We start from the raw sequence: 21089 nt of genomic DNA, 5'->3' as shown, positions 1-21089 counted from the left end.
ACCATGCGGGGCTCGCTGCTTAGCGGACTCAGCGAATCGTGATGCTGTTGACCTGTGACGAAGCCGGGGCCTTGCCGCTGGGGATATCGCCGCAGTCGATGACCTTGCCCTCGCGCTCGCCATCGCTGTTGTGCCCCTGCACGATCACGGTACGGCCCTTCAGTGCCGCGCCATTCACGTTCACGCTGTTGACCGAGACCGATCCACCATTGGCGCAGCGCACGTTGGAAACCGAGTTGTTCGTCACTTCGATGCGATTGCCGCCGGCCTGCTGTGGCTGCGGCGCAGACGCTGTGTGCGATGCCGCATTGCCCGCCAGCGCGCCGGTGCCGTTCATCAGCGCCAGGAGCAACGATGCACCGGACAACACGCGCCCAAGCAGCGGCGGGTACTTCCGGCGCAGGGAAGAATGGGTGATCTCGGTAGGAGCCATGCGGTTCATCCCTCGTGGTTCTTCGTCAAGTTGATGGATACGCATCGCGCACTCAATGTGCGGGAGATGCGGACGGTGCCAGCGGCGCGGGAACGCCGGGCAGCACGGCGCCCGGCGGAGGCGCCGGACTCGGCGTCCTCGGGGCTGCCGCGGGCTGCGGCATGCCCGGCACACTGCTGGTGTCGGGCTTGATGGTCAGGCTGGACGGTGCGCCGCCGGCATCGCTGCCGCCGCCGGACTGGCCTGCACCGCTCTCGCGCAGGATGCGCTCCTGCAACTGGCCCGCAAAGCGCTCTGCCAGCGCCACCTCCTCCACCGCCATTTCGTCGCCCAGCTCGTTGATGATCGACACCACGTTGGGCTGTGCGGCACCGGGCTGCGACATGCGCTGGACCAGCCGTGCGTAGCCCATGGCCTTCACGTTGTCCTTGGGCACTCCGATGCCCTTGCGGTTCATGTCGGCCAGGCGCTGCATGGCCTGCGGGTCACCGCGCACGGCAGCCATCAGGTACCAGCGATAGGCCTGGCCCATGTCGCCCAACCCGCTGCGTGGATTGCGGTACGCATCGCCGACGAAAGAAAGCAACTGCGGGTTCTGCGTGGTGACCGCCTCGCGCTTGAGGCGTTCGAGCTCGTTGCGGTACAGCGGCGCCTGGCAGCCGAGCGAGGCCACGCCGCGCTCCATGGCGTCGTTGCAGTCCTCGATGAAGCGTGCCGCCGTCGTGGGGTTCACGGGCTGCGTCGTCTGCTGCTCCTGGCGGGGTGCGGCCGCCACGGCCGGTGCGCCTGAGGCGGAGGTCTGCGCCTGTGCGCCGAGCTGCAGACCCATCATGGCCAGCAGCACGGCGCTGCACGCCATGCCGTGCAGCCTGCACGAACCCGTGCGGAAGTCCCTGCCTGTGTTCATGCAGGCCATCATGCGCCCACCTTGTCGTTGACGGCCGCAGGCTGCTGCGCAGGCTGCACCGCCTGGGCCCTCGGCGCCTCGAGCGTTCCGTCCCACGCCATCGGCACGCCGAAGAACAGCGGCTCGAAGCCCTTCCACTGCATGACGTCCACGGGGCCCGCATCCGCATAGCGCTCGGAATAGACCTTCTGCAAAGCCTGCTGCGTGGGCTCGTCGAGCTTCTGCGTGACCTCGACCGGCTCGCCATACTTGCGCAGGCTGACCTGGATGAGGCCCAGCTTGAGCTCGGGGCTCAGCGACTCGTATGCACGACGCATGTTGCCAACCACCACGGGGTCGGGCTTGCCGCCTGGGATGCAGCGCCAGTAGGGCGTGTTGGTAGCCTTGCCGATCAATTCCAGCACGCTCAGGTCGACCAGCGTACGGATGGCGGAATGCCGGCCCTGCAGGTACTTTCCTTCCAGCTTGAAGCCGAAAGCATCGCCATAGAAGCCGACGCTGGCGTTGTCTTCCGAGCCGAAGTTGAGCACCTTGATGACGTTGGATGCCTGGATCTGCGGCACCATCTGCTGCGTGGAAAAGCTCACCAGGTTCAGGTCGAGCGCGAGAGCGGAGTAGATGGCCGTGCGCTTGCGGTCCGCGCCCAGTTCCACCTTGCCCTTGCCGCCCCCGAACTCGACGCCCAGCGAATTGGAGCGCCCCGCGCCCGCAATCGCGCGGTCGAACTCCGTCAGCGCACCGGTGATCAGAAAGTCGGGCATGGTCACGCCGAACTTCGCGCCGAGCTGTGCCTGCGATACCAGGTAGTCGGGATGGTAGGGCACATACACGATGCGCGCACCGATGCGATTGACCGCCGTGCGGACCATCTCGGTGATGTCGCCGGGAATCTCGGCACCCACCAGCGGGTTCGAGAGGTTCGTCGCGTCCGAGATGTTGCGCGTCTGCATGTAGATGACGGGGTCGCCTTCCTTGTAGATGTCCAGCATGCGCCCGAAGCGCCCCAGCGATTCGGCATAGGGGCTCAGGTTGGCCACCGGCAGCAGCTTGTCCGCCTCCCTCTCCTGCATCAGGGTCGTCGCATCCTTGATGGCGTTCTCCGTCGACGCACATCCCATCAAAGAGGCTGCGGCCAGAATCAGCGCCGCGCGCGAATAGATTTTCTTGTTCATGTTGCTTGTCGTGTGTGCCGCCAGAATGCGCCCGCTGCTCGCGAGCGGCGCGGGTGCCCTGGCTTGGTGACGAAGCCGTGACGGCCCCGCCTTCTTTCTTCAGCGCATGGAGTTGAGCACCGTGATGTTTTCCACACCACGCCCCTCCACATACAACGTGACGTTGCCGTTCACGTTGCCCTGGATGACCGGGCTGGCGATGCGCAAGGTTCCGTCCGCACCACGCGTGACGTTCGTGTAGTCCGAGCGGATCACGATGTTCTGCTGGTTGCTGGGCAGCTTCAGCGTGCCGTCGGGCTGCACCAGTGCGCTCTGGTCCACCAGCATGTTCTGCGCGATCGCACGGTTCACGCGCGCCTTGGCGCTGACCGATGGAAACACGCCGTCATTGAGCTTCACGCCGGATTGCGACATGTCCTTGTAGCTGGCCAACTGGTCGCCGTAGTTCACCATCTGCGCCTGGGCGCCCATGGCGAGCAGCGCCAGCGCGCTGCCCATGCCTGCCAGGCGCAAGGCGCCCGCCGCGGTGCTTGTCGTGGAGTGTGTCATTGCCTTTCCTGCCTTTCTCATGTCGATCCGTATGCCATGGTGCCGCGAGCACGGCGCGCGGCCTCCCCTCAGTTGCTGATGATGTTGAACGCCGGAACCACGGTGACGGAGTTGTTCACGACGCCGACCGACGGGGTTGCGTAGGTGTACCCGACGTTCGCCGCGTAGGCACTGTTGCCGGCCACACCGGCAGCGCCCACGATGGCGCCGCCGATGTTGCGCACGCTTCCCGACGTCATGCCCGCAGCCGCCATCGTGCGGTTGCCGACGATGGCCACCATGCCGGTAATCACGCCGTGGTTGATGACGGAGTTGGAAGTGCCGCCAGCCATCGCGCGCCCGTCGTTGCCCGCGATCACCACGCTGCCGGCCATCACGCCGCGGTTGACAAGCGAGTTGACCGTGCCGCCCATCGTCGCGCTGCCTCGATTGCCGGCGATCACCACGTTGCCGCTCAGCAATCCCTTGTTGTCCACGCTGTTGACCGTGCCACCGCCCGTTGCGCTGCCGTTGTTGGCCACCAGCGTGATGCTCGCGCCGGCGATGCTGCCCCCGTTGTCCACGCTGTTGACTGTTCCACCGCCTCGCGTGCTGCCGCTGTTGCCGATGATCGAGATCTGGCTTCCCTTGATCGAGCCCTTGCCCGTCACGCTGTTGACCGTGCCGCCGCCCTGGGCGTTGCCCTGGTTGCCCAGGATCGCCAGCTGCGAGCCGGCAATGCTTCCGGCCACGTCCACGCTGTTGGCCGTTCCCCGGCTGGCCGAGCCCGTATTGCCCAGCACGGTGATGTTGCTGGCGGTGACCTGCCCCTTGCCGGTCACGCTGTTGATCGTTCCCCCTTGCGAGGCCGAGCCCTGGTTGCCCATCACCGTGATCTGGCTGGCGCGCACGTTGCCCGCCACGTCGACGCTGTTGGCCCGGCCGCCGCTGGCACTGCCGCGATTGGCGGCAATGCTGACGGACGATTCGGAAATCCGCCCCCGCTTTTGCGCGCGGACGCTGTTGACCAATGCATCATCGCCCGCCGTTTGCGCGCTGCCCTGGTTGCCCACGATCTGCACGGACGCGTTGCTCAGGTTGCCATCCGCGTGCACGCTGTTGGCCAGCGCCGTATGGCCACCATCCGCGCGCGCCTCGGTAGCAACGTTGGCAGCCAGCGTCGCATGCAGCCGGTCCATGCTCGCGCCGTCCGCCTGCGTGATGCTGTTGGCCGACGCCAGCCCATCGGGCGAACTCACGTTGCGGGCCGTGTTGCCCATCAGTTGCAAGCTGGCCTGGCGCATGGCGGACAGCACCTGGATGGCGTTCGCATTCGCCTGGCCGACGCCCTTGCCGAATGCTGCGAAACCCGCCACCGTACCTTCCTTGCCTTCGCTTCGGATGTCGGTGGCGGTGTTTCCGAAGATGCTGGTCGTACTGTGTTCGATACGGCCCTGTCCATTGAGCGACACCGCATTGGCATTGATGCGGCCGCCATCGGCGTTCAGTTGCCTTGCCGTGTTGCCCATGATCTGCAGCTGCGTGGCGGTCAGGCGGTTGGGCTGTGTGCCATCCATGTACAGGCTGTTGGCCGCCAGGACGCCATTGCTGCTGGAGCCCACGCCCGCGACCTGGGACGCACCGCCCGAAGCCCGGATGTCCTGGGCGCGATTGCCGAGGATGGTGAGGGAGCTGTTCTCGACACGCGCGCCGCGATAGGCCGCCAGCGCGTTGACCAGCGCAGTGCCGCCGTCCACGTGCACCTGGCGCGCATCGTTCATGCTGATGAGCCACGGCGAGGAGGCATCCATGCGAGCGTCATCGTGCAGCACCAGAGCATTCGCTGCGGCACGGGCACTGCTCTTGTTGCGCGCAAGGCCCGCTGCCGCGGAAGTAGACCTTGCCGCGGAACTCATGTCCTGCGCCGTGTTGCCCATCATCGAGCCCGAGGCGGAGAGCTGCGAGCTTGCGCCGCCTCCGTCCTCCAGCGACACGCTGTTGGCCATCAGGATACCGCCCTTGGCGTGCAGGTTGCCCGCCTGATTGCCTGCGAACGTCACGGTCTTTGCATCGAGCTGCGAGCCCGTCACGGCCAATGTGTTGGCCAGCGCCGATGACTGCTGGCTCGTGGAATAGAGCACGCTGCCGCCTACCTGGGCCGAGCCTCCGGTGGAGCTCATCTGCGAGGCCCGGTTGTTCACCAGCGTGACGTTGGAATTCTGGATGCGCCCCTCGCTGACGGCCACCGAGTTCGCCGCCGCGAAGCCGCCCGTGCCCGTGATGCCGCGCCCCTCGTTGGATTGCAGGCTCAGCGTTGCACGGTCCAGCGTCGCCTGGCGATCCACCGCCACGGTGTTGCCGAGCGCGCGACCGTTTTTCTCGACCGCCCCCACGACGCCTGCACTGACCGAGCCGGAGATGCCGCTCGTGCGCACCTGTTCTGCAACGTTGTTCCCCAGGCGGATGGAGCCGCCCTGCACCGTGGCATTGTCGAGCCAGAGGCTGTTGGCGGACGCACCGCCGCCTGTTGCCACCACGTCCTGCGCCCGGTTGCCGACGAGGGTATGCGACGGCGAGTCCTTGAGGGCGCCCTTGTTCACCGAGATGGCGTTGGCCAGTGCCGATGCGGACATGCTGACATCGGCCAGTGCTCCGCCCAGCAGGCTGCCCTCGCCGCCGAATGCCTGCACGTTGCGCGCCGTGTTGTTGGTCAACTGCGCACCGTAGCCGCCACCCGCCGTGAGCTGGTGGTCGGTAAAGCTGATGCTGTTGGCAAGCGCACTGCCGCCCGTGGATGCCATCTGGCTAGCCATGTTGTCGGTCACGCTCAGGCGGGCGCCCCGCAGGTCGCTTCCCGCGATGGCAACGGTATTGGCCGCGGCCACGCCGGTCAGGTTGACGCCCCCGATCATCCCTCGACCGATTCCGGCGCTGCCCCCTCCTGCGCGAATGCCCTGCGCGCGGTTGCCAGAGCTTCCGATCTGCGTGTCGCGCAACTGGCTGCGCGCCGCCGTGAGCGCATTGACCAGCGCCGAACCGCCGATGGAGACCACGTCATCGGCTTCGTTGTCCACAATGGAAACGGGCGACTCATGCACCTCGGAAGCATCGAGCAGGATGCTGTTGGCCGTGGCCCGTCCCGGCAGTTGCAGCGAGCCGGTGCCCAGCAGCACCGACGCCTTGCCACCGAAGGCATCGACCTGCGAAGCCTTGTTGTCCATGACCAGGAGACGGGTCGAGGACAGCGGCTTGCGGCCCTCCCCGCTGGCCGCGAGGACGACGTTCACCGTGGCGGCACCGCCCATTGCATTGACGAAGCCGCTCACCTGGTTCTTGAGTACCTGCACCTGGGCATTTTTCACGCTCATCGACGCGAGACCCACCGTGTTCGCCTGCGCCGTTCCGGCCAGGTCCACGCTCATGCCGGCGTTGGCCAGCGCCGAGCCCTTGCCGCCCGACGAGGTGATCGTTGCGCGGGAAACATTGCCTTGCAGCTGCACGGAGGACTGCCCGTCCATCTCGGTGCCGGCACTGTTCTTGTGCCAGCCGAGTCCCGCGAGCATGGACTCCTGCGCGCTCGCGCATTGCGTGGCAGAGGCCATGGCTGCGCCCAGCACTCCCAGCGCAAACCAATGCGGTTGTGACGTTCGCGACTTGCGCACTCAGGCTCCCTCCGATGAATACCTTCGCCGACCCGCCGGGCGCATGCCGCAACGGGAAAAAACCTGCAGGGGCCGCCACAGGGGCGCCGCTGCAGGAACCCGAACCACAGGTCCGGTTGCTTAGTTGATGTTCACGGAGTTGACGTTGGCCGTGCCGCCAATGGCGTTGATGCGCGTGGCTTCGTTGTCCATCAGCATGATGTGCGAGTCGGTGACCTTGGAGCCGGTGATGTTCACGCTGTTCACGTTGGCCACGCCCTCCATCGAGACCTCGGCCACCTTGATGCCGACCTTGCCGCCACCGGCAGTCACGTCCGTTGCCTTGTTGCGCGACAGCGTGATCGTGCTGTTCTTGATCTCCGAGCCGGCAGAGCCCTTGCCGGAGAACAGGCCGGGAATCGCGATGTTGCCGCTTTGGGCGAATGCTGCGCCACAGGTGAGCGCAAGGAGGGCAACTGCAGTGGTAGCAATCTTTCGCATTTTCATGTTCCTTCGAGAATTGAGAGTGAATGGAAAAGCAGCCAATCACGGCTAGCGGGCCCATTCTCATAGTCAATCAATTTGACGAACGTAAAAAAAAGTTCCCTCAATTCCTCGCAGCGGATCTCTGTCATAAATCGCAGCCATAGAGGGGAATTCATCGATAGCTGTCACAAAGCCGTGAAAGCAGCCTTCACAATCAATGGCTTACAAAAACTAACGTGGCTTACCAAGAGAATAAAACGAGATGAACGGTCAATCTTTAAAACAATTCATGACATATGAGGATGCAAAAATATTAATACTCCCTCTATCTTCCAGATAATGAAATCCGACGAATTCGAATTCATCTGCGATTCGATGTCATGATTTTCAATCACCTCCCTCAATGCAATGACTAATCGCATGAAGAATATTCACAATATTTTCACAAATATCTGCCATTCATCAAAGAATATCGCTCTCACCCTCAGCATATTTCCCGCGCTGCTTGCACTGACAGCGTGTTCTCCGAGCCCTGCGTCGTTCAGCCCGCAGGCCATTTTTTATCCCAGCGACGAGCAGATCTCGTCGGCGCTGGAGGTTCAACTGGCGAGCGATCCCAACAGCGCCGCTGCGCGCGAGCTGATTCAATCTCTCGGGGGCGAAAAAGGACGACTCCGCTACGCGATCGATCAGGTGATCTACCGAGAGCAGGCCTATGAGGTGCACTACAACGCGGTGCTCGTGATGGGGCAGGCGGGAGACGACAGTCTCAAGATGCTGTATGAGCGCATGGTTCCCGAAGACGAAAGGGCGAAGCTGCCGGAAGCCACGCTGGCCGCCTATTCGGAATGGCTGACCCGCCATGCACAGGCCCTGAAGAAAAATCCCGCGCAGCAGGCACAGGGGCAATTGCTGAGCGACACGCTGGCATCGCTCGACAAGTGCTACCGGCAGGTTCAGCCAGGGTCGGAAGTGGTGGTCATGAGCGGACTGGGAGCCCTGCTGCTGCCCGAGCGCAAGGGCCTCTATGCCGAAAAGCTGGCCATGCCTCACACGGCTGTGCGCTGCCTTCCCATATAGATACAGAGATAGCAGCGCCGCGAGGCGCCGAGGTGATCAATCGACGATGGTGAGCTTGGCCACCGACAACGCCAGCCATTTGGTGCCGTGGCGCGGAAAGTTCACCTGCGCGCGCGCATCATCGCCTGCGCCTTCGATCGCAAGCACCTTGCCTTCGCCGAACTTGTTGTGGAACACCGGCGTGCCGACCTTCAGTCCATGCGATGGCTCGGCCTTCTGCTGCGGCACGGGGGGGCTTGCAAATGTCTCGGACTTGAAGCCGCCGCCAAAGCCGCCGCCATACCCTCCTCCGTGACCTCCACGCGAGCCGTAGCGACCTGCGCCATAGCCGCCCGAGCCTGACTCGGGTGCATAGGTACCGAAGGCGGACTGCCTGGGCGTGAGCCACTTGAGCGCGCCCTCGGGAAGCTCTTCGAAGAAGCGGCTCTTGATGTGGTAGCGCGTCTGGCCGTGCAGCATGCGCGTCTGCGAATGGCTCAGGTAGAGCCGCTTGCGCGCGCGCGTGATCGCCACGTACATGAGGCGGCGCTCCTCCTCCAGGCCATCGCGGTCGCTCATCGCATTCTCGTGCGGGAACAATCCCTCCTCAAGGCCGCCGATGAACACCCCATCGAACTCGAGCCCCTTGCTCGCATGCACGGTCATCAGTTGCACCGCATCCTGGCCGGCCTGGGCCTGGTTGTCGCCGGCCTCCAGCGCTGCATGCGTAAGAAAAGCGGCAAGCGGCGACAGCGTCTCGCCGGTGTCGGCGTCCACGATGCCGCCGGCAGCCGCGCGGGCGTTCTTCAAGGGTTCGTTCAGCATCGGCAGCGAGGGATCCAGCCCCTGGCTCGCGGGACTCTGCGTGAGCGGCCCGCCCTGTTCGTCCAGCGGCAATGCCACCGCATCGCGGCCAAAGCCTTCCTGCGTGACGAAGCTCTCGGCGGCGTTGACCAGTTCATCCAGATTCTCGATGCGATCCGCGCCTTCCTTCTCGTTGCGGTAGTGCTCGATGAGGCCGCTGGTCTCGAGCATCTGGCCGATGATGCCGCGCAGGTTCTGACCTTGCGTCTGCTCGCGCAGCACATCGAGCATCGCCACGAAGGCACCCAGGTTCGCGCCGGCCTTGCCTGGCACCGCACTCACCGCATCGTGCAGCGAGCAACCTGCACTGCGCGCCGCATCCTGCAGCGTCTCGATACTGCGCGCACCGATGCCGCGCGGCGGGAAGTTCACCACCCGCAGGAAGCTGGTGTCGTCGTTCGGGTTCTCGAGCAGGCGCAGATAGGCCAGCGCATGCTTGATTTCCGCGCGCTCGAAGAACCGCAGGCCGCCATACACACGATAGGGAACCGCCGCGTTGAACAGCGCCGACTCGATCACGCGCGACTGTGCATTGCTGCGGTAGAGGATCGCGATCTCGCGTCGCTCGAAGCCGTCGTTCTTCACCAGCTGCTTGATCTCGTCGACCATCCACTGCGCCTCATCCAGGTCACTGGGCGCCTCGTAAACGCGCACGGGCTCACCCGGTCCCTGGTCGGTGCGCAGGTTCTTGCCCAGGCGGCGGCTGTTGTGCGATATGAGCTCGTTCGCCGAGTCGAGGATGTTGCTGTAGGAGCGGTAGTTCTGCTCCAGCTTGATCTGGCGCTGCACCTCGAACTCGCGCACGAAGTCGGCCATGTTGCCCACGCGTGCACCGCGAAAGGCATAGATGCTCTGGTCGTCGTCTCCCACCGCCAGCACGCTGCCGCGCGTCTGCAGCCGGCCCCCCACCAGGTCCCCCGCGATCTGCTTGAGCCACGCGTACTGAAGGCGATTGGTGTCCTGGAATTCGTCGACGAGGATGTGCTGGAATCGCCGCTGGTAATGCTCACGCACCGGGTCGTTGTCGCGCAGCAGCTCGAACGAGCGCAGCATCAGTTCGCCGAAATCGACGACGCCTTCACGCTGACACTGGTCCTCGTAGAGCTGGTACAGCTCCACCTTCTTGCGGCTGTCCGCGTCATGCACAGGTACATCGCCCGGACGCATGCCCTCCTCCTTGCAGTTGGCGATGTAGTAGGCCAGTTGCTTCGGCGGAAAACGCTCCTCGTCCACATTGAACTGCTTGCACAGGCGCTTGATCGCGGAGAGCTGATCCTGTGTATCCAGGATCTGGAAGGTCGACGGCAAGCCCGCCAGCTTGTGATGCGCGCGCAACAACCGATTGCACAGGCCGTGGAAGGTGCCGATCCACATGCCCCGCACATTGACCGGCAGCATCGCGGAAAGCCGCGTGAGCATTTCCTTAGCGGCCTTGTTCGTGAACGTCACCGCGAGGATGCTGCCCGGGCTGGCATAGCCGTTCTGCAGCAGCCATGCAATGCGCGTGGTGAGCACGCGCGTCTTGCCCGAGCCTGCACCGGCCAGAATCAGGGCATGGCCTGCGGGCAGCGTGACGGCGGCAAGCTGCTCGTCGTTCAGTCCCTGGAGGAGCGGGGACTGCGCCTGCCCGGCCACGGGCTGAGGATCACCGAAAAGGCCTGTCGACGGCGCGGAAAACATGTCTTGTGGAACCATGCCTCCATTGTAGAAAGCCCGTGCGTCGCCACGCATTTGGCGGGCTTTGCGATCCCGCGCCGCTCCTGCAATAGCCACACGGCGGCCTGCGGCTTTCAAAGGCATCGAAATCCAATTAGAATCAATCACCGGGCCCAAGATTTCTTGGCCCGGTTTTTTGTGCCCGAAGCACTGCCTTCGCCTCGCACGAGAGCCGGCCGCCGGACCAAGCGCCCTTTTCTTCAATGAACTGTCAGGAGCTTGGATCTCATGGAAATTTTTGACTACGACAACGTCCTGTTGCTGCCCCGCAAGTGCCGAGTGGAAAGCCGCTCGGAATGCGACGCCAGCGTGGAACTCGGCGGCCGCACCTTCCGCCTGCCGGCCGTGCCCGCGAACATGAAGACCGTGGTGGATGAGAACATCTGCACATGGCTTGCCCAGAACGGCTATTTCTACGTGATGCACCGCTTTGACCTGGACAACGTGAAGTTCGTCAAGGACATGCAGGCCAAGGGCTGCTTCGCATCGATCTCCCTGGGCGTCAAGCAACCGGATTACGACACCGTGGACCGCTTCGTCGCCGAAGGCCTGTGCCCCGAGTACGTGACCATCGACATCGCGCACGGCCATGCCGACAGCGTGAAGAACATGATCGGCTACCTCAAGGCCAAGCTGCCCCAGGCCTTCGTGATCGCAGGCAACGTGGGCACGCCCGAGGCCGTGATCGATCTCGAGAACTGGGGTGCCGACGCCACCAAGGTCGGCATCGGCCCAGGCAAGGTCTGCATCACCAAGCTCAAGACCGGCTTCGGCACCGGTGGCTGGCAGCTCTCCGCGCTCAAGTGGTGCGCACGCGTGGCCACCAAGCCGATCATTGCCGATGGCGGCATCCGCAGCCATGGCGACATCGCCAAGAGCATCCGCTTCGGCGCCAGCATGGTGATGATCGGCTCGCTGTTCGCAGGCCATGAAGAATCGCCGGGCAAGACCGTCGAGGAAGACGGCCAGTTGTTCAAGGAGTACTACGGCTCTGCCTCGGACTTCAACAAGGGCGAGTACAAGCATGTCGAAGGCAAGCGCATCCTCGAGCCCGTGAAGGGCAAGCTGGCCGATACGCTCGTCGAGATGGAGCAGGACGTGCAGTCCTCCATCAGCTACGCCGGCGGCAAGAAGCTCATGGACATCCGCAAGGTGAACTACGTGATCCTGGGCGGCGACAACGCGGGCGAACACCTGCTGATGTAAGCCCCGCGCCTAAAAAATCAGGAAAAACGCGCTGTTTTTCCTGAGGGCGTCGAAAAATGGTGCATAATAGCTGCTTCAGCGCAACGCACTGAACCGTTTTCGGGCTCTTAGCTCAGTTGGTAGAGCAGCGGACTCTTAATCCGTTGGTCGAGTGTTCGAGTCACTCAGGGCCCACCAAGCAAGCAAAACCCGCTGCGACTTCCGGTCACAGCGGGTTTTTCATTCACGAAGCGGATAGGCATCTCCTCGAAGACGCCATGCATCGAATGCGACATGTTTCGCGCACAGCGAAATTTTCGATGTATAATTTATGTCTTACTTGCTGAGAGGCATTTTTAGTCTTTCGGTCAGGGCTCTTAGCTCAGTTGGTAGAGCAGCGGACTCTTAATCCGTTGGTCGAGTGTTCGAGTCACTCAGGGCCCACCAAACAAACGAACCCCGCTACGGTGCAAGCCGCAGCGGGGTTTTTCGTTCCTGTGCGCAACGCAGCCAAGCCTGCATTTCAGCCGCATTCCGCGGCGCCTATGGGTTTCCCCCTTGGCGGATATCGGTCGCTGTGCGGCAATTGCAGACTTTGTGTCCTCCACTACAAGCTGCGGTATGCGCCTCCAGATCTCGCTTCTCTCCTCCGTCACCCTGGCCTCGTGCCTCGGCTTCTCAGCACCGGCAGTCCATGCCTCGGACTACCCGGCCAGGCCCGTTGAACTGATCGTCTCGGCAGCGGCCGGCGGCGGCACGGACAACATGGCCCGTGCGTTCACGGAGGCTGCACGCAAGCATTTCCCGCAACCCATCGTCGTCGTGAACAAACCCGGCGCCGCCAGTTCGATCGGCTTCACGGACGTTGCGATGTCCAGGCCCGATGGCTACAAAATGGGCGTGATCACGGTGAACCTCGCCATTCTTCCGGCGCTCAACCTGACCAAGGTGACGGTGGAGGACTACATCTACATCGCGCGCCTGAACAATGACCCTTCGGCCATCACCGTACGCGCGGATGCACCATGGAAGACGATCGAGGAATTTCTCGCCGAGGCCCGCAAGAGCCCGGGCAAGCTGCAGGTCGGCAATGCGGGCATTGGCGACGCATGGCACGTCGCAGCGCTCGCGTTGGAGGAAAAGACCCGGACCCTCTTCAACCACGTCCCCTTCCAGGGCGGAAACCCCGCGGTGCTGAGCCTGCTCGGCGGCCACGTCGATGCCGTCACGGTCAGCCCCGGTGAGGTTGCGCAGCATGTGGCGGCAGGCAAGCTGCGCATGCTGGCCGTGATGGCCGACCAGCGCATGCCGGGCTTGTTTGCCCAGGTCCCCACGTTCAAGGAGCGCAACATCGACTTGACCGTTGGCGCCTGGCGCGGCCTGGTCGTCCCCAAGGGCACGCCCGATGCCGTGGTGAAGACACTCAAGGACATGGCTCGCAAGGCCGGCAACGAACCCAGCTTCCGCGAGACACTGGAGAAGACCAACCTCGGCTATTCGTATGGCGAGGGCGACGTATTCCTGAAACAGATCCAGGATGATCGCGAGATGTTCAAGGGCATCCTCGCCAAGCTCGACGTGAACAAGTGACGCACCGGAGGCCAGAGGGAGAAACCATGAATCTGACCAACCAGGCTGAGCGCATGCAGCAGATGATTGCGCGCTCGGAAATGCTGCAGGCCCCGGGCGCGCCCGACGTACTGACCGCGCGCCTCGTCGAGCATGCGGGGTTCAACGCGATCTACATGACAGGCTTCGGCGCGACCGCAAGCCTGCTGGGAGCGCCGGACATCGGCCTCATGACGCAAAGCGAAATGCTCTCGCAGGCACGCAACATGGTCCGCGCCACGAACGTTCCGGTCATTGCCGACGCGGACGCGGGCTACGGCGGCATCAGCAACATCGAGCGTACGGTGCATGAGTATGCGATGTCGGGCGTGGCGGCGATCCACCTCGAAGACCAGGTGGCTCCAAAGCGCTGCGGGCAGATGGCGGGCATCCGGCTCATGAGCGTGGGGGAAAGCATCAAGCGGCTGAAGGCCGCCATCCATTGCCGCGGCTCGCACGCGCTGCAGATCATCGGCCGCACGGATGCATTGGGCGTGGATGGCATCGACGCCGCGATCGATCGGGCCAAGGCCTACCAGGATGCGGGCGTCGACCTGGCATTCGTCGATGGCGTGAAGACCATTGCGCAAGCCGAGCAGATCGCCTCACGCCTCGATGGCCGCAAGGTGATCTCGATTGTCGAAGGCAACGAGACCACGGCGCTGCATGCCGACGTGCTGCGCGATATGGGATTCTCGGTGGTGCTGTACGCCGTCAGCACGTTGTTCGCCACGGCCAGGACCTCGCTGGAGGTGTTGCAGAACCTCAGGCAATCAGGCAGCACACAGGCGGACGCCGGGCGCATGATGGCCTATGCCGATTTCGTGAAGATCGTGGGTATCGACAAGTATCAGAAGCTCGACGAAGCCTTTGGCGGCGAGTGATTGGCAGGGCACCTCGCCGCGCACTCCGCCTTCGTGCGATCTGCCGGCCAGGGGCAATACGTGGTCTTTTTTACCTGCCTTCAGTGTCGCTTGGGGTTATCTGAATGGCATTAGTTCTTAGGGGGTGGTTTTTTGTTGCCTCTGCCCTCAAACAAGGAAGAAAAACGCCCACACCGCTCAAGGTAGTGGGCGTTCTTGCAGCCTGGATCAGGCCGGAGAATCAGCGCGGCAGGTCGCTCGTTCCCATCAGGAACTCATCCACAGCGCGCGCCGCCTGGCGGCCTTCGCGGATGGCCCAGACGACGAGCGACTGGCCACGGCGCATGTCGCCGGCAGCGAACACCTTGTCCACGCTGGTAGCGTAGCCGCCCATGAAGTCGGTGCTGGCACGGGCATTGCCGCGAGCGTCCTTTTCCACGCCGAAGGCTTCGAGCACCGCAGCCACCGGGCTCACGAAGCCCATGGCCAGCAGCACCAGGTCGGCCTTGAGCGTCTGCTCCGTGCCGGGAACCTCGGTGATCTTGCCGTCCTTCATCTCGATGCGCACGGTCTTGAGCGCGGTGATCTTGCCCTTCTCGCCGATGAACTCCTTCGTGGCAATGGCGAACTCGCGCTCGCAGCCCTCTTCATGGCTCGAGGAGGTGCGCAGCTTGTACGGCCAGTAGGGCCACACGAGCGGCTTGTTCTCCTGCTCCGGCGGCATGGGCATGAGTTCGAACTGCGTGACGCTGGCAGCACCGTGGCGGTTCGACGTGCCAACGCAGTCGGAGCCCGTATCGCCGCCGCCGATCACGATGACGTGCTTGCCGTCGGCGCGGATCTGACCCTTGAGCTTGTCGCCTGCGTTGACCTTGTTCTGCTGCGGCAGGAACTCCATCGCGAAATGGATGCCGTCGAGCTCGCGCCCCGGCACGGGCAGGTCGCGCGACTGCTCGGCGCCGCCAGTCAGCAGCACGGCGTCGAACTCTTTCTGCAGTTCCTCGGGCGTGACGGTTTCCTTGGCCCAGTTGGTGACCTTGGAACCCTTGCCCAGGCCATCCTTTGCGGCACCGACGAATACGCTGGTGCGGATCGTCACGCCTTCGGCGGCCAGTTGCTCGGCGCGGCGGTCGATGTGCGACTTCTCCATCTTGAAGTCGGGGATGCCGTAGCGCAGCAGGCCACCGATGCGGTCGTTCTTCTCGAACAGCGTCACATCATGGCCGGCACGCGCCAGTTGCTGGGCCGCCGCCATGCCGGCAGGGCCCGAGCCCACCACGGCAACCTTCTTGCCGGTCTTGTTCTTGGCAGGCAGGGGCTTGACCCAGCCCTCGGCCCAGGCGCGGTCGATGATCGCATGCTCGATCGACTTGATACCGATCGGGTCGTTGTTGATGTTCAGCGTGCAGGCCGCCTCGCAGGGCGCGGGGCAGATGCGGCCGGTGAACTCGGGGAAGTTGTTGGTGCTGTGCAGCACCGCGATCGCGCTCTTCCAGTCCTGGTGATAGACGAGATCGTTGAAGTCCGGAATGATGTTGTTGACCGGGCAGCCGTTGTTGCAGAACGGCGTGCCGCAGTCCATGCAGCGCGCGCCCTGGATCTTGGCCTGCGCGTCGTCGAGGCCGATGACGAATTCCTTGTAGTCCTTCAGGCGCTTCGCGACGGGCGCATAGCCCTCCTCGATGCGCTCGTATTCCATGAAGCCGGTGGTCTTTCCCATGATCGTGGTGTCCTTGAATTTATGAATGTGGTGCGGAACGAAAAGAAGTGCCTTCGCTGCAGCGATTACTTCGCAGGAACGGCAGCCTCCCTCTTGGATTGGGTCGCCACGGCGGGCGTCTCCGGCTCCTCAAGCACCTTGCGTTCATAAATTTCCGACAGCGCGCGCTTGTACTCGGTGGGGAACACCTTCACGAACTTGCTGCGCGATGCGGCCCAGTTGTCCAGCAGCTCGCGGGCGCGGCGGCTGCCGGTCCAGCGGGCGTGGTCTTCGAGCAGCTTCTTGAGCTGCGCCTCGTCGGTCTGGTCGCGGTGCCAGATGCCGCGGCCCACGGTCGCGGACTGCTCCTCGGCAGGCAGGATGCGCTCGAGCGACACCATGGACATGTTGCAGCGCGAGTCGAACTGGCCATCTTCATCGTAGATGTAGGCGACACCACCGCTCATGCCCGCAGCGAAGTTGCGGCCCGTCTTGCCCAGCACCACCACGGTGCCGCCGGTCATGTATTCGCAGCCATGGTCGCCCACGCCTTCGACCACCGCCGTCGCACCCGACAGGCGCACCGCGAAGCGTTCACCGGCCACGCCGGCAAAGAAGGCTTCGCCGCGCGTTGCACCGAACATCACGGTGTTGCCGACAATGGTGTTGGCCGTCGATGCACCACGGAACTCATGGCTTGGACGCACCACGATGCGGCCACCCGACAGGCCCTTGCCCGTGTAGTCATTGGCTTCGCCGCTCACGTTCAGCGTGATGCCCTTGCACAGGAACGCGCCGAACGACTGGCCGCCGGTGCCCTCGAAGTGGATGCGGATGGTGTCATCCGGCAGGCCCTCGGGGTGCACCTTGGTGACCGCGCCCGAGAGCATCGCGCCGACGGAGCGATTCACGTTGCGCGCCACTTCCATGATGCGCACGCTCTCGCCATTGTTGATGGCGGGCTGGCAGCGCTCGATCAGCTTCACGTCCAGCGCCTGCTCCAGCTTGTGGTCCTGCTTCTCGACGTGGAAGCGGGCCACGTCTTCCGGCACAGGGGCCAGCGCAAACAGACGCGAGAAGTCAAGGCCCTGGGCCTTCCAGTGCTCCACGCCCTTGCGGGTGTCGAGCAGGTCGGCGCGGCCGATCAGCTCGTCGAACTTGCGCAGGCCCAGTTGCGCCATGATCTGGCGGACTTCTTCCGCAATGAAGAAGAAGTAGTTCACCACATGCTCGGGCTTGCCGGAGAACTTCTGGCGCAGCACCGGATCCTGCGTGGCCACGCCCACGGGGCAGGTGTTGAGGTGGCACTTGCGCATCATGATGCAGCCCTCGACCACCAGCGGCGCGGTGGCGAAGCCGAACTCGTCCGCACCCAGCAGCGCGCCGATCACCACGTCACGGCCGGTCTTCATCTGGCCGTCGGCCTGCACGCGGATACGGCCGCGCAGGCGGTTGAGCACCAGGGTCTGCTGGGTCTCGGCCAGGCCGATTTCCCAAGGCGAGCCCGCATGCTTGATGGACGACCAGGGCGATGCGCCCGTGCCGCCGTCGTGGCCGGCGATCACCACGTGGTCGCTCTTGCACTTGGCAACGCCCGCGGCAATTGTGCCCACGCCGACTTCGGACACCAGCTTCACCGAAATGTCGGCATGCGGCGCCACGTTCTTCAGATCGTGGATCAGCTGCGCGAGGTCTTCGATCGAGTAGATGTCGTGGTGCGGCGGCGGCGAGATCAGGCCCACGCCCGGCACCGAGTAGCGCTGCATGCCGATGTATTCGGACACCTTGCCACCTGGCAGCTGGCCGCCCTCGCCCGGCTTGGCGCCCTGCGCCATCTTGATCTGGATTTGATCCGACGACACCAGGTATTCCGCGGTCACACCGAAGCGGCCCGAGGCGACCTGCTTGATCTTGGAGCGCAGCGAATCGCCATCGATCAGCTCGATGTCGGATTCGACCTGCGCCTTGCCGATCACGGAGGCCAGCGTCTCGCCCTTCTTAATGGGAATGCCCTTGAGTTCGTTGCGATAGCGCTTGGGATCCTCGCCGCCCTCGCCCGTGTTGCTCTTGCCGCCGATGCGGTTCATCGCCACGGCCAGCGTCGCGTGCGCCTCGGTGGAGATCGAACCCAGCGACATCGCACCCGTGGCAAAGCGCTTGACGATCTCGGAAGCGGCTTCCACCTCCTCGACGGGGATCGCCTTCGACGGATCGACCTTGAACTCGAACAGGCCGCGCAGCGTCATATGGCGCCTGCTCTGGTCGTTGATGAGCTGGGCGTATTCCTTGTAGGTGCTCCAGTTGTTGGAGCGCGTGGAATGCTGCAGCTTGGCGATCGCGTCGGGCGACCACATGTGCTCTTCGCCACGTGCGCGCCAGGCGTACTCACCGCCGGCATCCAGCATGGTCTCCAGCACCGGATCGTCGCCAAAGGCGGCCACGTGGTTGCGGATGGCCTCCTCTGCCACTTCGAACACGCCGATGCCTTCCACGCGGCTGGCGGTGCCGGTGAAGTACTTGTTGACGGTCTCGCTGTTCAGGCCCACCACTTCGAACAACTGCGCGCCGCAGTAGCTCATGTAGGTGCTCACGCCCATCTTGGACATGATCTTGGAGAGGCCCTTGCCCACGGCCTTCACGTAGTTGTAGATGGCCTTGTCTGCGGACAGGTCGCCCGTCATGTCCTTGTGCATCTCGGCCAGCGTCTCAAGCGCGAGGTAGGGATGCACGGCCTCTGCGCCGTAGCCGGCGAGCACGCCGAAGTGATGCACTTCGCGCGCCGAGCCCGTCTCGACCACCAGGCCCGCGGTCGTGCGCAGACCTTCGCGCACCAGGTGCTGGTGGATGGCCGACAGCGCGAGCAGCGCGGGGATCGCCACCTGGGTCGCGGAGATGTTGCGGTCGCTAATGATCAGGATGTTCGCGCCACCCTTGATCTCGTCGACGGCCTGGGCGCACAACGACGCCAGCTTGGCCTCGACGCCTTCCTTGCCCCACGAAAGAGGATAGGTGATGTCGATGGTCGCGCTCTTGAACTTGCCGTTCGTGAACTTCTCGATCTCGCGCAGCTTGGCCATGCCCTTGAAGTCGAGCACCGGCTGGTGCAGCTCCAGACGCATCGGCGGGTTCACCTGGTTGATGTCCAGGAGGTTGGGCTTCGGGCCGACGAAGGACACCAGCGACATCACGATGGCCTCACGGATCGGGTCGATCGGCGGGTTCGTCACCTGCGCGAACATCTGGCGGAAGTAGTTGTACAGCGGCTTGTTCTTGTCGGACAGCACGGCCAGCGGGCTGTCGTTGCCCATGGAGCCAATTCCTTCCTCGCCGTTCTTGGCCATCGGGGCCAGCAGGAACTTGATGTCTTCCTGCGTGAAGCCAAAGGCCTGCTGGCGCTCGAGCAGCGGCAGCGCGGAGACGGGCTGCTGCACGTCGGCCGGCATGCTCACCTCGTCGAGCTTGATGCGCAGGTTCTCGATCCACTGCTTGTAGGGCTTGGTGTTGACGACGTTGGCCTTGAGCTCGTCATCCTCGATCAGACGGCCCTGCTCCAGGTCGATCAGCAGCATCTTGCCCGGCTGCAGGCGCCACTTGCGAACGATCTTGCTGTCCGGCACCGGCAGCACGCCAGCCTCGGAGGCGAGGATGACCATATCGTCATCCGTCACCACGTAGCGCGATGGGCGCAGGCCGTTGCGATCCAGCGTGGCGCCGATCTGGCGGCCGTCGGTGAACACGATGGAGGCCGGGCCGTCCCAGGGCTCGATCATCGCGGCGTGGTATTCGTAAAACGCGCGGCGACGCTCGTCCATGGACTCGTGCTGCTCCCAGGGTTCGGGAATCATCATCATCACGGCCTGGCTGATCGGGTAGCCGGCCATGGTCAGCAGTTCCAGGCAGTTGTCGAACGTGGCGGTGTCGGACTGGCCTGCGAAGCTGATCGGATAGAGCTTCTTCAGGTCTTCGCCCAGCACGGGCGAGGCCATCACGCCTTCGCGCGCCAGCATCCAGTTGTAGTTGCCGCGCACGGTGTTGATTTCACCGTTGTGGGCCACGTAGCGGTACGGGTGGGCCAGCGGCCACTCGGGGAAGGTGTTGGTGGAGAAACGCTGGTGCACGAGGCCGATGGCCGAGACGCAGCGCTCGTCCGCCAGGTCCTTGTAGTACACGCCCACCTGATCGGCGAGCAGCAGACCCTTGTAGACCACGGTGCGGCTGCTCATGCTGGGAACGTAGTATTCCTTGCTGTGCTTGAGCTTGAGGTTCTGGATGGCGGCCGATGCCGTCTTGCGGATCACGTACAGCTTGCGTTCGAGCGCGTCCTGCACGATCACGTCGGCGCCGCGGCCGATGAAGACCTGGCGCAGGATGGGTTCCTTTTCCTGCACGGTGGGCGACATCGGCATGTCGCGGTTCACCGGAACGTCGCGCCAGCCGAGCAGCACCTGGCCTTCGGCCTTGATGGCCCGCTCCATCTCCTGCTGGCAGGCCAGGCGCGATGCGTGCTCCTTGGGCAGGAAGATCATGCCCACGCCGTACTCGCCGGGAGGCGGCAGTTCCACGCCCTGCTTGGCCATCTCCTCGCGGTAGAGCTGGTCGGGAATCTGGATCAGGATGCCCGCGCCGTCGCCCATGAGCTTGTCCGCACCCACGGCACCACGGTGATCGAGGTTCTCCAGGATCTTGAGCGCACCGGTCACGATGTCGTGACGCTTCACACCCTTGATATGGGCGACGAAGCCCAGGCCGCACGCATCGTGCTCGTTGGACTTCGAATACAAACCGTGCTCTTGCAGGTGCTGGATTTCTGCAGCCGTAGTCATGGCGCTATTCCTCAATTTTTCGCAGGGAACGCAAGATTAGTGCAACGCAACACTAACGCCAAGTCTTTTAATTAGGGTCAGAACACGAAATTAAAATTCACTTTT

13 protein-coding genes and 2 tRNA genes are annotated in these 21089 nt (G+C 63.8%); 6 read left to right on the top strand and 9 right to left on the bottom strand.

The genetic code is table 11. The annotated features are described in order from the left end of the window. Nucleotides 1-28: 28 nt before the first annotated feature. The 6 genes from H9K76_RS03990 to H9K76_RS03965 form a co-directional block, all read right to left on the bottom strand. Nucleotides 29-433: a hypothetical protein gene (locus H9K76_RS03990; RefSeq protein WP_187598285.1), complete on the bottom strand. Its 405-nt coding sequence runs from the start codon at nt 431-433 to the stop codon at nt 29-31. A gap of 52 nt (nt 434-485) precedes the next feature. After that, entirely contained in the window at nt 486-1340 is an 855-nt protein-coding gene (locus tag H9K76_RS03985; protein ID WP_246475291.1) for a tetratricopeptide repeat protein, read from the bottom strand. A gap of 8 nt (nt 1341-1348) precedes the next feature. Then, nucleotides 1349-2512, bottom strand: a complete 1164-nt coding sequence (locus tag H9K76_RS03980; RefSeq protein WP_246475290.1) for a CsgG/HfaB family protein — start codon at nt 2510-2512, stop codon at nt 1349-1351. Between the two features lie 99 nt (nt 2513-2611). Continuing rightward, on the bottom strand, nt 2612-3061 hold the full coding sequence (locus tag H9K76_RS03975) for a hypothetical protein (protein WP_187598284.1): 450 nt from the start codon (nt 3059-3061) through the stop codon (nt 2612-2614). Nucleotides 3062-3129: 68 nt separating this feature from the next. After that, nucleotides 3130-6702 (bottom strand): beta strand repeat-containing protein, encoded by a 3573-nt coding sequence (locus H9K76_RS03970; protein WP_246475289.1) that lies wholly within the window; start codon nt 6700-6702, stop codon nt 3130-3132. A 120-nt stretch (nt 6703-6822) separates the two neighbouring features. Further along, nucleotides 6823-7182 carry a hypothetical protein gene (locus H9K76_RS03965; RefSeq protein ID WP_187598283.1) on the bottom strand — a complete coding sequence of 120 codons (360 nt, stop codon included), beginning with the start codon at nt 7180-7182 and terminating at the stop codon, nt 6823-6825. Nucleotides 7183-7575: 393 nt separating this feature from the next. Between H9K76_RS03965 and H9K76_RS03960 the strand changes: the two genes are divergently transcribed. Then, on the top strand, nt 7576-8247 hold the full coding sequence (locus H9K76_RS03960) for a hypothetical protein (RefSeq protein ID WP_246475288.1): 672 nt from the start codon (nt 7576-7578) through the stop codon (nt 8245-8247). Between the two features lie 36 nt (nt 8248-8283). Here H9K76_RS03960 and H9K76_RS03955 read toward each other — a convergent pair whose 3' ends face one another. Continuing rightward, a complete protein-coding gene (locus H9K76_RS03955) occupies nt 8284-10785 on the bottom strand; it encodes a UvrD-helicase domain-containing protein (protein ID WP_187598282.1) in 2502 nt (833 codons plus the stop codon). A gap of 249 nt (nt 10786-11034) precedes the next feature. Between H9K76_RS03955 and H9K76_RS03950 the strand changes: the two genes are divergently transcribed. The 5 genes from H9K76_RS03950 (at nt 11035) to H9K76_RS03930 (ending at nt 14483) form a co-directional block, all read left to right on the top strand. Continuing rightward, a complete protein-coding gene (locus tag H9K76_RS03950) occupies nt 11035-12012 on the top strand; it encodes a GMP reductase (protein WP_187598281.1) in 978 nt (325 codons plus the stop codon). 101 nt (nt 12013-12113) lie between these two features. After that, nucleotides 12114-12189: transfer RNA gene (locus tag H9K76_RS03945), tRNA-Lys, on the top strand. A gap of 173 nt (nt 12190-12362) precedes the next feature. Further along, nucleotides 12363-12438: transfer RNA gene (locus H9K76_RS03940), tRNA-Lys, on the top strand. 174 nt (nt 12439-12612) lie between these two features. Further along, nucleotides 12613-13581 carry a tripartite tricarboxylate transporter substrate binding protein gene (locus H9K76_RS03935; protein ID WP_187598280.1) on the top strand — a complete coding sequence of 323 codons (969 nt, stop codon included), beginning with the start codon at nt 12613-12615 and terminating at the stop codon, nt 13579-13581. 26 nt (nt 13582-13607) lie between these two features. After that, nucleotides 13608-14483: an isocitrate lyase/PEP mutase family protein gene (locus H9K76_RS03930; RefSeq protein WP_187598279.1), complete on the top strand. Its 876-nt coding sequence runs from the start codon at nt 13608-13610 to the stop codon at nt 14481-14483. A gap of 220 nt (nt 14484-14703) precedes the next feature. Here H9K76_RS03930 and H9K76_RS03925 read toward each other — a convergent pair whose 3' ends face one another. Both H9K76_RS03925 and H9K76_RS03920 read right to left on the bottom strand, forming a co-directional pair. Further along, nucleotides 14704-16182 carry a glutamate synthase subunit beta gene (locus H9K76_RS03925; RefSeq protein ID WP_187598278.1) on the bottom strand — a complete coding sequence of 493 codons (1479 nt, stop codon included), beginning with the start codon at nt 16180-16182 and terminating at the stop codon, nt 14704-14706. 65 nt (nt 16183-16247) lie between these two features. Then, nucleotides 16248-20984: a glutamate synthase-related protein gene (locus H9K76_RS03920; RefSeq protein ID WP_187598277.1), complete on the bottom strand. Its 4737-nt coding sequence runs from the start codon at nt 20982-20984 to the stop codon at nt 16248-16250. Nucleotides 20985-21089 lie beyond the last annotated feature (105 nt).

This window comes from Diaphorobacter ruginosibacter (assembly GCF_014395975.1).
Classification (GTDB): Bacteria; Pseudomonadota; Gammaproteobacteria; order Burkholderiales; family Burkholderiaceae_C; genus Diaphorobacter_A; species Diaphorobacter_A ruginosibacter.
Note: the sequence above shows the minus strand (reverse complement) of the source record. Positions and strands in the feature narration are given on the sequence as shown.

Excerpts from the sequence above, each read along its gene's own strand:
- H9K76_RS03960 (WP_246475288.1), top strand. The coding sequence starts at position 7,576 with ATGACTAATCGCATGAAGAATATTCACAATATTTTCACAAATATCTGC.
- H9K76_RS03930 (WP_187598279.1), top strand. The coding sequence starts at position 13,608 with ATGAATCTGACCAACCAGGCTGAGCGCATGCAGCAGATGATTGCGCGC.
- H9K76_RS03980 (WP_246475290.1), bottom strand. The coding sequence starts at position 2,512 with ATGAACAAGAAAATCTATTCGCGCGCGGCGCTGATTCTGGCCGCAGCC.
- H9K76_RS03950 (WP_187598281.1), top strand. The coding sequence starts at position 11,035 with ATGGAAATTTTTGACTACGACAACGTCCTGTTGCTGCCCCGCAAGTGC.
- H9K76_RS03925 (WP_187598278.1), bottom strand. The coding sequence starts at position 16,182 with ATGGGAAAGACCACCGGCTTCATGGAATACGAGCGCATCGAGGAGGGC.
- H9K76_RS03990 (WP_187598285.1), bottom strand. The coding sequence starts at position 433 with ATGGCTCCTACCGAGATCACCCATTCTTCCCTGCGCCGGAAGTACCCG.
- H9K76_RS03955 (WP_187598282.1), bottom strand. The coding sequence starts at position 10,785 with ATGGTTCCACAAGACATGTTTTCCGCGCCGTCGACAGGCCTTTTCGGT.
- H9K76_RS03920 (WP_187598277.1), bottom strand. The coding sequence starts at position 20,984 with ATGACTACGGCTGCAGAAATCCAGCACCTGCAAGAGCACGGTTTGTAT.
- H9K76_RS03935 (WP_187598280.1), top strand. The coding sequence starts at position 12,613 with ATGCGCCTCCAGATCTCGCTTCTCTCCTCCGTCACCCTGGCCTCGTGC.
- H9K76_RS03975 (WP_187598284.1), bottom strand. The coding sequence starts at position 3,061 with ATGACACACTCCACGACAAGCACCGCGGCGGGCGCCTTGCGCCTGGCA.
- H9K76_RS03965 (WP_187598283.1), bottom strand. The coding sequence starts at position 7,182 with ATGCGAAAGATTGCTACCACTGCAGTTGCCCTCCTTGCGCTCACCTGT.
- H9K76_RS03985 (WP_246475291.1), bottom strand. The coding sequence starts at position 1,340 with ATGAACACAGGCAGGGACTTCCGCACGGGTTCGTGCAGGCTGCACGGC.